At 35.0% G+C, this 13,890-nt stretch carries 9 protein-coding genes; all 9 read left to right on the plus strand.

All coding sequences use genetic code 11. The annotated features are described in order from the left end of the window. Positions 1-18: 18 nt before the first annotated feature. On the plus strand, positions 19-2,022 hold the full coding sequence (locus P5P89_RS19555; RefSeq protein WP_278009826.1) for a TlpA family protein disulfide reductase: 2,004 nt from the start codon (positions 19-21) through the stop codon (positions 2,020-2,022). Beyond that, positions 2,022-3,437, plus strand: coding sequence for an alpha/beta hydrolase family protein (locus tag P5P89_RS19560; protein WP_278009827.1), 1,416 nt, complete (start codon positions 2,022-2,024; stop codon positions 3,435-3,437). Before P5P89_RS19555 ends, P5P89_RS19560 begins: the two co-directional genes overlap by 1 nt. Positions 3,438-3,488: 51 nt before the next feature. Further along, positions 3,489-5,552, plus strand: a complete 2,064-nt coding sequence (locus P5P89_RS19565; protein WP_278009828.1) for a protein-disulfide reductase DsbD family protein — start codon at positions 3,489-3,491, stop codon at positions 5,550-5,552. A gap of 1,053 nt (positions 5,553-6,605) precedes the next feature. Beyond that, positions 6,606-7,223 carry a TetR/AcrR family transcriptional regulator gene (locus tag P5P89_RS19570; RefSeq protein ID WP_278009829.1) on the plus strand — a complete coding sequence of 206 codons (618 nt, stop codon included), beginning with the start codon at positions 6,606-6,608 and terminating at the stop codon, positions 7,221-7,223. A 69-nt stretch (positions 7,224-7,292) separates the two neighbouring features. Then, positions 7,293-8,609: a TolC family protein gene (locus P5P89_RS19575; protein WP_278009830.1), complete on the plus strand. Its 1,317-nt coding sequence runs from the start codon at positions 7,293-7,295 to the stop codon at positions 8,607-8,609. A gap of 251 nt (positions 8,610-8,860) precedes the next feature. Beyond that, positions 8,861-9,742, plus strand: coding sequence for an efflux RND transporter periplasmic adaptor subunit (locus P5P89_RS19580; RefSeq protein ID WP_278009831.1), 882 nt, complete (start codon positions 8,861-8,863; stop codon positions 9,740-9,742). A gap of 8 nt (positions 9,743-9,750) precedes the next feature. Continuing rightward, on the plus strand, positions 9,751-12,801 hold the full coding sequence (locus P5P89_RS19585) for an efflux RND transporter permease subunit (RefSeq protein WP_278009832.1): 3,051 nt from the start codon (positions 9,751-9,753) through the stop codon (positions 12,799-12,801). Between the two features lie 224 nt (positions 12,802-13,025). Beyond that, the gene (locus tag P5P89_RS19590) at positions 13,026-13,244 is read left to right on the plus strand and encodes an SDR family oxidoreductase (RefSeq protein ID WP_278012043.1); all 219 of its coding nucleotides are present in this window, start codon (positions 13,026-13,028) and stop codon (positions 13,242-13,244) included. Continuing rightward, positions 13,171-13,743 (plus strand): SDR family NAD(P)-dependent oxidoreductase, encoded by a 573-nt coding sequence (locus P5P89_RS19595; RefSeq protein WP_278009833.1) that lies wholly within the window; start codon positions 13,171-13,173, stop codon positions 13,741-13,743. The genes P5P89_RS19590 and P5P89_RS19595 overlap by 74 nt, the downstream gene beginning before the upstream one ends. Positions 13,744-13,890 lie beyond the last annotated feature (147 nt).

Here is a 13,890-nt window from a genome sequence, read left to right on the forward strand (position 1 = left end):
CAATTCAAAAAACAAAAAATGAAAAATTTAAAACTGATCTTATTTTTATTCAGTATTACAACTGCAGTATTTGCTCAGAATGCACCTGCACCTGTATTGTCTCTTTCTCCTGAACATCCTAATCCGGGAGATGAAGTTACCATTACTTATAATGCTGCAAACGGACCCTTAGCGAATGCGATGTATGTAAATGGAGTTGTATATACTTTTGATAATTTTAAATGGATTGCAAACGACATCACTTTAAAAGCAGCCGGGGATAAAAAATGGGAAACCAAAATGAAGCTTTCAAACCATGCTTCGTTTATTAATTGTGTTTTCAAATCAGATACAATAGTAGACAGAGGAGTAAAATTTCCAAATGGTTACATGTTTGCACAAGTTCCCGGATCTTATACAGGCTGGGGGATTTTGAGAAGCAGGGCCTTTCAGAATGAAGTCCCGAATGTAGTTCATGACAGCGCATACATAGCCGATCAGGTGGGATTGATGTGGATCAATTATGAATTGCAATATCATCCGGAAAGCCGTAAAAAGATTTTTTATTATGGCTTAAAATTAAAACAATTAACATCGGGTAAAGATGAAGGTGTAGCCATCAAAAAAGAATTGCGTGGTCTATTGGCAAATCCAAATCTGGACAATACAACACAATACGATATTCAGAAGACTTTATTTTTATTAGAAAATCCAGCTGATAAGGTATTTATAGATTCTGTTCAAAAAGTGTTGGTAACAAAATATCCTTACGGAGTTTTAGCAAGAGACAGACAAATTCAAAAGGTATTTAGTGAAACAGATTTTAAGACTAAAGTAAAACTGTTCGCCGATTTCGAAAAGAATTTTCCACAAAGCAAATTTGAGGATGTTTACACCGATTATGAAAGTTTGTTTTACGATAAAATGGTTAAATCTATTGTTTATGGCTATATCGTAAATAATAAAGATTATGATTACGCTTTAAACAGTGTAAAAAGAGTTTCTTTTGGCAACTTATTAGATTACCACTGGCATTTAGTTTCTATTCCTTTTGACAGAGATCATGAAGGAACTGAAAAAGCGAACATAGACACATTAAAAAAATACGCTGATATTTTTATGGCAGAACTAGAGAACAGACTAACATTTGTTCCAAAAATGTATGTAGGAAAATTATCCCTAAAAGAATGGCAGGAGCAGGCTTTGCAGATGCTTGCCAGAGAATATTTTACGTATGCTAAATTAGCAGAAAAGACAAAAAACTATGATGTAGAAGAAAAATATTTAGCTAAAATTAAACCTCTGTTCGGCTATAATGATGCTACATATAATGAGGTTTACATCAGGATGTTATTAAGAAAACGGCAGACAGCCGATGCTAAAAATTATATGGCACTTTCGGTAAAACAAAATCAGGTAACTCCTGAAATGTTAGCTTCTTTAAAAGAACTTTATTTGAAAGATGGCGGAGCAACAGCAGGTTTTGATGCTTACTTAGAATCTCTAAAATCTTTAAGTAATATTGAAGAGCATAAAAAGAAAGTAATCTCAGAATTAATAAACCTTCCAATTGCAGGTTTTGATTTAGAAAGCAGTAAAGGCGGCAGAGTAAAACTGGCTGACCAGAAAGGAAAAATTGTAGTACTTGATTTCTGGGCTATGTGGTGCGGACCATGTAAAAATGCAATGCCGGGAATGCAGATGGCAGTCAATAAATACAAAAAGGATGAAAATGTAAAGTTCTATTTTGTAGATACAATGGAATATATCAAGGATTACAAAGAACAAACTCAGGCTTTCATCAAAGAAAAAGGATTTGATTTTAACGTTCTTTATGATGGAAAAAATCCTAAAACAGGAAAAATGGATGTTGCTTATGAACAGTACGCAAAAGCATTTAAATTTTCCGGAATTCCGGAGAAAATGATTATTGATGCAAGTGGAAAATTACGTTGGATGTCTAATGGTTATTTTGGAAGTCCAAGCGAATTAGTAGATGAAATTTCAATTGTTGTTGAGCATTTAAAGGCAGAGAAAAAATAATGAAAGTTTTATTTAATTTAAACAGAAACAGCGTCTTTTTTGGATTGGCAATTTTCTTGATGATGACCAGCCAGTATAGTTTTGCACAAACTATCTGGCAAGGCCAGCATCATTCATACAGAGTTGTTTTGTCAGGAGATTTGGCGAAATACAAAACCGATTCGCTAAGTGTTAAAATACCTGAATTAGAAATTGATAAAAAAGTAGTAACCACCATAAAAGGAGACAGCATATCTTTTAAAAATGAAATGTATGGTTTTTCTTTTAAAGGGAAATATAATGCAGACAAAACGGCTATTTCAGGAATTTTTGACTATTATTCCATTCCAAATACAAATATTATTTTAAAGAAAGAAAAAGAAGTACAGCCTCTTTATTTTGCACAACATCCTAAAAAGCCATATCCGTATCAGGTTATTGATATGACTTTTTTGGGAAAAAGCACCAAACTAACTTACGGAGGCACATTAACAATCCCACAAGGGAAAAAGAAATATCCGCTGGCAATTTTAATTTCAGGGACAGGTCAGCACGATCGTAATTACACCTACATGGGAAGAGAATTTTTTACGGTTTTGGCAGACGAACTGGCCCGAAAAGGAATTGCTTCGCTTCGGGTTGACGACAGAGGAATTGGCAAAACATCCGGCAATTTCAAAGAGTCAACCACCGGGGATTTTGCTGATGACGTAGATGCTCAGATCGCTTATTTAAAAAGTGATAAAAATATTGATGCCTCACATATCGGTTTAATAGGACACTCTGAAGGCGGTATGATTGCCTCTATCGTGAGTGCAAGAAATAAAAATGTAAAATTCATGGTGAGTTTGTCAGGCGTCGCTGTTAGCGGGCTGGAAATGCTGAACCTGCAAAATACTGCAATTTTAAAAAATTATGGTTTTACAGATAAAGTGGTAAACAAACAAATGGAAATGTACAACATTATGTTTAAAGCTGTTTACGATACAAAAGCAACAGATTCTGTAACACCGGTTTTGCAGGTAAAACTGGATGAGTGGATAAAAACACAAGATTCAACTACACTAAAAGAAATTCATATGTGGGGCGGGCGTGAAAAAGATTTCATATACCGTTATGGGAATGATGCAGAACGCAAATGGTACCGATACAGCATTCACTACAATCCACAAGATTATCTGCCTAAAATAGATATTCCGGTATTTGCCGTAAACGGAGACAAAGATATCATGGTTCCTGCAGCAGAAAATTTAGGAAGCTTTAAGAAATACTTAAAAAGTACTGATGTTACGACCAAAATTTATCCGGGTCTGAACCATATGTACCAGCATTGTATAAAATGTACTCAGGCAGAAAGTAAGGAAATCGACGAGGTTTTTTCTCCCGAAGTCCTTGATGATGTTTCAAAATGGATTATGGACCGTTATAAAAAATAATTCGTTACAACAATTTAAATTCTGAGATATAAAATTTACTTCCAAATTGTCATGAAAAAAATAATCTTTTTTATCATTTTACTTTTTACAATAAGCAACCTTACTGCCCAAATTTACGATCCGGTCTCGTTTACGACTTCAGTAAAAGAAATTGGAGAGAATAAGTATACTCTGATTATCACCGCCAAAATTGATAAAAACTGGCATATTTATTCACAAAATGTTCCAAAAGGCGGACCCGCACCAACAGCCTTTACGTTTCCGAAATCCAAAAATTATAAAACAATTGGCGGTGTTACAGAACCGGGCGGTCACGAATTAGACGATCCTGTATTCAATATGCGAATTAAATATTTTGCTGATAAAGCGGTTTTTATGCAAAATATAGAACGCAAAACAGCAGATGCCTTTACGATAAATGCCAGCATATTTTTTATGGTGTGCAATGACAATAGCTGTCTGCCACCAGGTGATAAAGATTTAAAATTCACCTTCAAAAAATCGGCTATTCCAATAAAAGAAGATCCGGCAGTAACAGTGACAAACAGAGAAGAAACAAAAACTGAAACAACTAGTACTGATACAGTTACAAAGCAGGAAATAAAAAAAGATACAACAATTTCTGTTACAGCAAGCGAAAAGGAAACTCTTAAATCGAAGGAGAATCCTGTAAAATTGTCATCGCCAAATTCTGATGATAGCCTTTGGACATTATTTTTCTTTAGCTTTGTAGGAGGTCTTGCCGCTTTGCTGACTCCTTGTGTTTTTCCAATGATCCCAATGACAGTGAGCTTTTTTACCAAACAAAGTAAAAATAAGGCTTTAGGGATTAGAAATGCCACTTTCTACGGAATCTTTATCATTATCATTTATGTAATCTTAGGAAGTCTTGTAACTGCTGTTTTTGGCGCCGATGCCTTAAATGCACTGGCAACGAATGTTGTTTTTAATATCGTGTTCTTCTTATTATTAGTAGTTTTTGCAATCTCATTTTTAGGAGCTTTCGAAATCGTATTACCAAGTTCATGGATGACTAAAGTCGACCAGAAATCGGAAGTTGGGGGACTCATTGGCATTTTCTTTATGGCTTTGGCATTGGCACTGGTTTCATTTTCATGCACAGGACCAATTGTTGGGACATTATTAGTTCAGGCTGCAGGTCAGGCAGGAATTGCTCCTATAGTAGGTATGTTTGGTTTTTCATTAGCTATTGCATTACCGTTTGCCATTTTCGCTGCTTTTCCGGGCTGGATGAATTCACTTCCAAAGTCCGGTGACTGGTTAAATTCTGTAAAAGTAGTTTTGGGATTTCTGGAACTTGCATTGGCGTTGAAATTCTTAAGTAATGCCGACTTGGTTTTACAATTACACTTACTAGAAAGAGAAGTTTTTATTGCGATTTGGATTGGTATTTTTTCGGTTCTCGCATTATATCTGTTTGGCAAAATCCAGCTTTCGCATGATTCTCCGTTAACACATATTTCTGTCGGAAGATTAAGCTTAGGTATTCTGGTTGTTTCTTTTGTAGTTTACATGATTCCAGGACTTTGGGGAGCTCCTTTACAATACATCAGTGGGTTTCCTCCCGCAAAACAATATAGTGAATCACCAAATGGTTTTGGAAATACAACAACTGTAAATACTGAAAAAATGGCTTTACCGGAAGGCGCGGAAAGTGGACCAAACGGAATTACCACATTTCATGATTATGACCTTGGCTTAGCTTACGCAAAAAAAGTAAACAAACCCGTAATGATTGATTTTACAGGTTATGCCTGCGTAAACTGTCGAAAAATGGAAGAAAGAGTCTGGCCTGACCCAAAAGTTTTATCAATATTAAACAATGATGTTGTACTGATTTCTTTATACGTAGATGACAAAAGACCTCTGCCGGAAAATGAACAAGTTGTTTCTAAAATTACCGGAAAAACTTTAAAATATACAGGGCAAAAATGGAGTGAACTTCAAATCTTAAAATACAAAACTAACGCGCAGCCATACTACGTTTTGATGGATCATAACGAAAATGATTTAAACAAACCGTCGGCTTATAATCCTGACATTGAAGCTTATTATAAATGGCTTCAGGAAGGTGTAAAGAATTTTAAAAAATAGAAAATTCAAACTCATAAAATTCGTTTCCAGATAATTAAAATGATGTTAATTTTTTTTAGTATTAAGTAGTATGCGTTCATGTATCTTCAAGTATAATTATTTTATTTTCAAATAATTAGGTAATGATAATTAATTTTGACGATAATGCCGAAAAGCTAAAAAAATATTAAGAACATATAATTTAACTCAAACTGCTGTAACAAAACAGGAGGATATTGAGTCTATTAAAAACAAAGTTTAGAGGCAGGACCTAAAAGTTCTGAAAAAGAGATTCTGCATGATCAGTATTAAAAATATAATGTTAAATAATGAAAGCTGATGTGATGTAATTTATAAAAATCCAGTAAATAAAGTAACAGCGAAGGATATAAAAGCTTTTCGAAATAGTTTTTCACAAAACAGAACATGCTGGAGTGGGTTGTGAATCAAAGCCTTATATTACTAAATTGTAATATTAAATATTTTGGTTTTTCATTTAATTTTAGAAGTATTTTGAATTAGTAAGCATATACAACTATCATGAAGAACCTTAAAGAGCTGTTTAACAGCAGCTCTTTTGTTTTTTTTCTCTTTAATTAATAAATTTTTATAGCTTCTTGGAGACAATTTTGTGTCATCTACACCAAAAACTGAATGTTTTCCCGGATTATCTCGCTATTGATTTACCGCAGTACTGCAGGTAACACCAATTTCAGCATATGTTTTAATTGTCTAATTGAGTAACAATAGAAAAAAAGGCTCAAGAATTGAAGCCCTGCTTTTTTCAATTATGGTATGTCAAATTTGGATAATTTATTTCCATTTGTTTGTAAATGAAATAGTTAAAGAATTATTAGGCAGGTTACTAAAATAATAGACTGGATATTTAAAGTAGGTTAAAAAAAGCCTTTGGAAATAAGAAAATATTTTATCCAAAGGCTTTTATGCATTTATTCTTAACTAAAAGATTAAAGATGCACACACCTTCAGAAAAATAAATAAAGGCAAAAAAAATACTTTAAAAATGAACGTTGTTCAAAAAAAATATATACATTTGCAGAGAAAATAATATTTATGAGCGTAGCAGATAGGAAAGCGAGAGAAAAAGAAGCCTTAAAAGCATTGATTTTGAAAGGAGCAAAAAAGCTTTTTTTAGAGAAGGGAATTGAGCAGACAACTATTAGAAATATAGCTGATGAAATAGATTATAGTGTAGGGACAGTATATGTTTACTTTAAAGATAAAAATGCTATTCTGCATGATCTTCATTGTGTTGGATTTCAGGAACTTGGAAAGCATTTTAAAGAGTTGTTTATTATTGCAGACCCAATGGAAAGGCTGAAAAAAATGGGGATGGAATATATCAAGTTTGCAATCGAAAATCAGGAAATGTATGATTTGATGTTTAATGTTAAAGCGCCGATGGAGTATCTTGAAAAATCTGATAACGATTATTGGGATGAAGGGGCGGTAACTTTCGGATTGGTAAAGAAGACAGTTGCAGAATGTATGAATAATGGTCATTTTAAAGGACACAATGTAGAAGCGCTTTCTTTCATGACCTGGAGTATGGTACACGGCATGTGTTGTCTGGAAATCAGGCAAAGAATCAAAGGCGTGAAATTTACTAACCCAGATACTATACTGTTTGAAGGATACAATGCCTATGTAAAAATGATAGATAAATTTTAATTTTTTTTGCTTAAAAAAATGAACATAGTTCAAATAACAAACAATGTAATGAAAAAAACGCTATTTCTAATGACAATCTTACTAGGGTATCATACATATTCCCAAAGTAAACTAGACGGTTATATTGAAACCGGATTAAAAAACAATGAAATCATCAAGCAGCATAATTTTGATATCAACAAAAGTCTTTATGCATTAAAAGAAGCACATTCACTTTTTTACCCAAGTGTTTCCCTAAATGCCAATTACACAAAGGCTGAAGGCGGGAGAACAATAGATATTCCTATTCGAGATATGCTTAATTCAGTGTACAGCACATTGAACCAACTGACCAATTCAAATGCTTTTCCGGCTTTACAAAATCAGTCAGTTCTCATAAATCCTGATAATTTTTACGATGCCAAAATTCACACTACTATGCCATTGCTGAATTTTGAAATCATCTACAACAAGAGAATCAAAACGCAGCAAAATTCATTACAGAAAACAGAACTCGAAATTTACAAAAGGGAGCTGGTAAAGGAAATCAAAATTGCTTACTACAAATACCTCCAGTCTATTGAGGGAATTAAAATCTATGAAGATGCTTTAAAACTGGTTAAAGAAAACGAGAGGGTAAACCAATCCTTATTCAAAAATGAGAAAATAAACCGTACGGCAGTTTTACGCAGTGAAAACGAGGTAATTCGCATAGAATCAAATCTTCAAACTGCAAAGCAGACAAGCAATAATGCAAAATCATATTTTAACTTCTTAATTAACCAGCAGCTTGATTCTGAAATAGAAGCTGATAATCAGAATGAGCTGTTGCCTGAAGCTATGGTCAGTGAGAATACCCAGAACAGGGAAGAACTAGCAAAACTTGGTCTGGCTAAAGAGCTTAATGGAAATGTAAGTAAGCTGACACAATCGTATTGGTTTCCAAAATTAAGTGCTTTTGCCGATGTCGGTTTTCAGGATTTTGATTTTGAAATAAATAAAGACTCACGCTATTATTTCGCAGGTGTTGCCTTGGAGTGGAATATTTTTTCGGGCAATAAGAACAAGTACAAACTCAGACAAGTAGAAGAAGACAATAAAAAGATAAGCTCACAAATAGACAATGTAAAACAGCAGCTGCTGCTTCAGTTTCAGGTTACGCAAAATAATCTACAATCCGCTTTGGAACAATTCAAAGCGAATAAGAATCAAAAAGAGTCTGCCAAAAATTACAATGATGATATAACCAAATTGTATAAAGAAGGTCAGGCCATCTATATTGAACTCCTGGATGCTCAAAATCAGTGGGTAAATGCCCAGCTCAATACAAATATAGCACTTTTTAATTCCTGGATTGCCTATGCAGAATTAGAAAGAGCCAATGCAACTTTTACCTTAAATCAATAAAAAAATAAGATCATGAAATCAAAGATTACTGCATCCGTTCGCCAAAATGGCTCGGATCACGAATACAAAAAAATCAAATTTGCACTTATAAGTAAAAAATCAATAGTTATTTTCCTATTCGCATTACCACTCTTCTTCGCCTGCAAGGAAGAAAAAAAGAGCATACACCTTTCGAAGCTGCAGATGTTATCCCGATCAAGACTGCAACAGCCGGATCTCTTACACTTACTCACAATATAAGTGTATCAGGATTGGTAACAACAGAAAATCAAGCCAATTACTCGTTCAAAATAGGCGGAGTTATCAGCCATATTTATGTAGAAGAAGGACAGTTTTTTAAAAAAGGGCAGCTTCTGGCCAGCTTAGACGCAACTGAAATCGGTTCTGGACTGAATCAATCCGACCTGAACGTCAAGAAATTTGAGCGTGATTATACACGTGCTTTGAACCTTTATAAAGATAGTGTATATACTTTAGAGCAGCTTCAAAACACAAAAACAGCACTTGACATCGCTAAAAAACAGAAAGAAGCCGTTGCTTTTAATGCCCGTTATGCGAAAATATATGCCGCCGCAGACGGTTTTGTTACTTCAAAAATTGCTAATGCAGGTGAAGTTGTGGGAGCAGGGTCTCCAATTCTATCCATAAACGAAACCCGCCAAAACAACAATTACCTTCTAAAAGTTGGTCTGACAGATCAGGAATGGGCAGCTGTAAAAATAGGCCAGAAAGCGGTTGTTAGCCTTGATGGGTTTCCTGGTGAAAGCTTTGATGCCGCTGTTTTTAGGAAGTCGCAAGCGGCAGATGCTGCACTTGGTTCTTTTCAGGTAGAATTAAAACTGAATATGAAAAACAGCAAGCCGGCAGTGGGTATGTTCGGAAAGGCGGAAATCAAGGCCGATAAAGCCGAAGATTTTATCATCATCCCTTATAATTCACTGATTGAAGCCGATGGAAATAAAGCCTTTGTATTTGTTGTAGAAAACAACAAGGTAAAACGCCAGCCTGTTACGATCAATAATTTTGAGAAGGACAAGGTATGTATAAAAGACGGGCTTCAAAAAAACGATCAAATAGTTATTTCCAACAGTGCTTACCTAAACGAACAATCCACTATCAAAATCATTAAATAACGAATCGTATGAAAATTACAAACTTTTCTGTTAAAAATTATCAGTTCACACTGATTCTGGCGCTATTAGTGGCAGTGGTAGGGGTTCTGACCTTATTCACGATGCCAAGATCGGAAGATCCGGCAACACATCCTCCACAATATCTGATTACCGTTATTTATCCAGGTACTAGTCCAAAAGATATGGAGGAACAGGTTGTAAAACCTATCGAAAATAAAATTTACGGATTGGATAATATCGAAAAAATACTGACAACCGTAGAAGATGGTGTAGCCGCTTTTGAGGTAAAATTCAAATATGGAGTGGATATTGATAATAAATATCAGGAAATTTCAACTGAGATGAATGCACTTAAAAGCAGTGAACTTCCCAAAGATATCTATCAGATTAAGACGGAAAAAATTTCGTCTTCGGATGTAAAGATTCTTCAGGTTGCTCTGGTTTCAGAGAATGCTTCTGATAAAAAACTGCGTGATGAGGCCGATAAACTAAAGACAAGAATTGAAAAGATAACCAATCTTAAGGAGGTAAAATACCATGGAATTCCAGAGCAGGAAATCCGTGTAGATTTGAATTTGGAAAAATTGGCACAATTTAGAATCCCATTAAATGTAGTTATGGGAAGTCTGCAAAGTGAAGCTGTCGATATTCCCGGCGGGAGTATTGATATGGATACCAAAGTATTCAATGTAAAAACAAGCGGTAAATTTAAAAATGCAGATGATGTTGCCAATACGTTGGTTTACAATGCCAACGGGAAAATCATCTACATGAAAGATATAGCCGAAGTAGGATATAAATCTGAAGTGGTAAACCATATTACCAGGATTAACGGACACCGATGTGTTTTGGTTACTGCAGGGCTGAAGGACAATGTAAATATCAGCGATATCCAAAAAGAATACTTACCGATAATAGATGCATTTTCTAAAGACCTGCCTGCTAACATCAAACTGGTAAAAAACTTTGACCAGGCTGATATGGTGGCAACCCGTTTGGGACATCTGGGCTTCGATTTTGGGTTAGCCATTGTTTTGGTTGTCATTACATTAATTCCATTAGGCGGAAGAGCATCACTAATCGTTATGATATCCATACCGCTATCGCTGGCTTTAGGATTAATAGCACTGAATGCCCTGGGATATTCCTTAAACCAATTGAGTATTGTGGGGCTGGTAGTTGCTCTGGGGTTATTGGTGGATGATAGTATTGTGGTGGTTGAAAACATTGAACGCTGGCTGCGTGAAGGACATTCTAAGATGGATGCCGTTTTAAAAGGTACACAGCAGATAGGTATTGCTGTTGTAGGTACTACGGCTACTTTGGTAATTGCCTTTTTACCATTGACTTTCCTTCCTGATATGGCAGGTGAGTTTCTAAAAAGCCTACCTATGGCAGTTATCACTAGTGTACTGGCTTCTATGATCGTAGCGCTGACACTTGTCCCGTTTTTGGGCAGCCGATTTTTAAAAACACATGATCACGCCGAAGGAAACATCTTTCTTCAATATCTGCAAAAGTTTCTGACCAGAGCTTACAGCGGCATTATGCCAAAAGCATTGAAATTTCCGAAAACCACAATTGCCATTTCTGTATTTTTAAGTTTGGTGGCCTTTGGATTGTTTTTGGTAGCCGGATTTAAATTGTTCCCGACTTCAGAAAAGCCTATGTTTTTAGTCAACATTAAAATGCCTCTGCAGGCCAATATTTCGGAAAGTGACAGGGTTACAAAAGTGGTGGAAACAGAGTTGAAGAAACACAAAGAGATTGTTTATTATACTTCAAATGTGGGACACGGAAACCCACAGATTTATTACAATGTGCATCCACAGGACAGAAAATCTGATTACGCCCAAATTTTCGTGCAGTTGGAAGATGAAACAAAACCTTCAGACAAAACTAATTTAATAAAAGAATTGCGTAATGCCTTTAAAACGATGCCTCACGCAAAAATAGAGGTAAAAGATTTTGAACAGGGACCGCCATTGGAGGGAAATATTGTAGTGCGGTTATTTGGCGAAGACCAGTCTGTTTTACGTAAATTATCCTCCCAGGTAGAAAACATACTGAGAGATCAGGAAGGAACTGTATACATCAACAATGAGCTGAATACTTATAAGACAGATGTTAAAGTAAAAATTAATAAAGAAAAGGCAAGAACTTTGGGCGTACTGACAAGCGAAATCGACAAGGTAATCCGACTAGCTGTTGCTGGTTTAACCGTAGGGAATTATATAGATGATCGTGGAGATGCGAGAAATGTAACTATCACCTTACCAAGGGATAAGTTTTCTAATCTTGATGCATTGAAAAATTTATATGTAAATAATATTCAGGGAACGCCAATAGCATTAAATCAAATTGCGACAGTATCTTTTGAAACAGCACCAACAGCCATAAACCACTTTAATAAATCACGCTTTTCCAAAGTAAGTGCCATGACAAAAAATGGTTATCTAGCCAATGATATGCTCGTAGATATTATACCAAAACTGGATAAACTTGAAATGCCTAAAGGGTATTATTACAAACTATCAGGAGAAAAAGAATCGGAAGGGGATGCTTTGGGAGGCAACTTTCTTTCTGTAATCATATTGAGTACGTTCTTGTTTATTGCTGTCTTGCTGCTTCAATTTAAAACATTTAAAGGCATCATTATCGTAATGTCAATCATTCCGTTAGGTATCTTAGGGGGTGTACTGTTTTTAATAGTATCAGGAAATCCAATGTCACTGGTTTCTATTATTGGCTTTATTGGACTATCTGGAATCCAGGTCAAGAATTCCCTTCTTCTGGTCGATTTTACAAATCAATTAAGACAGGATGGAAAGTCCATTGACGAGGCGATTGCCATTGCAGGAGAAACCCGTTTTCTTCCGGTAGTTTTAACATCAGTTACTGCAATCTGCGGTCTGATTCCTCTGGCTCTCAATTCCAATCCTCAAATATCGCCTTTAGCAATTGTACTAATTGGCGGCTTGATAAGTTCGACAATCTTGGCACGAATTGTAACTCCGGTAATGTATAAACTGATTCCGCCGTCTTTTGAAAAACTATAAATCAAACATTTAATTAGTAAAACATTTATAAATTATAAGCCACACAGAAATATAAAATAAAAAGAGCTGCATAGTCAAAGCATCTAAAAAGGTATAAAAACTATGTTTCCGTGTGGTTAAAAAAATAAAATAATAAGATGAAAAAAACAATTTTAATAACGGGTGCATCATCAGGTTTTGGCTTGATGTTAGCCAATTAATTCTATGAGCAAGGTCATACGATAATTGGTACAAGTCGCCATCCAGAAAAACTACAAGCCACTGTTTCTTTTAAAGTAATGGCTTTGGACATTACGAATGAGAATTCGATAAAAGAATTTACCAGACAAATTTTTGAAACCGTAAATCAACTGGATATTTTGGTTAATAATGCGGGTTATATGCTCACCGGATTGGCAGAGGAAACTTCAACAGAAGGCAGGGAAACTTCAATTCGAAACTAACTTTTGGGGAACAGTAAATGTAACAAAAGCAATATTGCCTTATTTCAGAAAACAACAATTTGGTCAAATTATTACAGTTAGCTCAATGATGGGACTTATATCGCTGCCTATGCATCCAATTTATGCTGCATCCAAACATGCTTTGGAAGGATTTTTTGAGTCATTGCGTTTTGAGGTCAGTCAATTTAATATCAAGGTTAGCATGGTAGAACCTATGTGGGCAAAAACAAATATTGGCAAGAATATGATTGCTGTTGATGGCAATATATCAGAATATAGAAACTATAAAGAGCAGGTGAATCACTATATCAAAAATGGTTTGGCTAATGGAGAAGAGCCTTCTGTAATAGTTGACAAAATTATCAAAGTGATAAATACCAAAAATCCAAAATTCCGAAACATCGTAGGGAAAATGGCAGGAATGGTACTATTCCTTAATAATTACGCCTATCCAATGTTTGAAAATACAATTCATAAAAGTGTAAGATCGGCAAAATAAATTTATTCTGCCGGTCAAATAATTTATATATCAAACCAAATAGTAGAAGTAAAAAAATATCAAGAAGAGAATTGATTAAACAAGGAGGGCTCGCTATAGCAGTCTTAGTTTTACCTTTACCAATAACATCATTTTTAAATTTTAACG

Source organism: Flavobacterium gyeonganense (assembly GCF_029625295.1).
GTDB classification, from domain to species: domain Bacteria; phylum Bacteroidota; class Bacteroidia; order Flavobacteriales; family Flavobacteriaceae; genus Flavobacterium; species Flavobacterium gyeonganense.

Excerpts from the sequence above, each read along its gene's own strand:
- P5P89_RS19570 (WP_278009829.1), top strand. The coding sequence starts at position 6,606 with ATGAGCGTAGCAGATAGGAAAGCGAGAGAAAAAGAAGCCTTAAAAGCA.
- P5P89_RS19560 (WP_278009827.1), top strand. The coding sequence starts at position 2,022 with ATGAAAGTTTTATTTAATTTAAACAGAAACAGCGTCTTTTTTGGATTG.
- P5P89_RS19575 (WP_278009830.1), top strand. The coding sequence starts at position 7,293 with ATGACAATCTTACTAGGGTATCATACATATTCCCAAAGTAAACTAGAC.
- P5P89_RS19555 (WP_278009826.1), top strand. The coding sequence starts at position 19 with ATGAAAAATTTAAAACTGATCTTATTTTTATTCAGTATTACAACTGCA.
- P5P89_RS19565 (WP_278009828.1), top strand. The coding sequence starts at position 3,489 with ATGAAAAAAATAATCTTTTTTATCATTTTACTTTTTACAATAAGCAAC.
- P5P89_RS19595 (WP_278009833.1), top strand. The coding sequence starts at position 13,171 with ATGCGGGTTATATGCTCACCGGATTGGCAGAGGAAACTTCAACAGAAG.
- P5P89_RS19585 (WP_278009832.1), top strand. The coding sequence starts at position 9,751 with ATGAAAATTACAAACTTTTCTGTTAAAAATTATCAGTTCACACTGATT.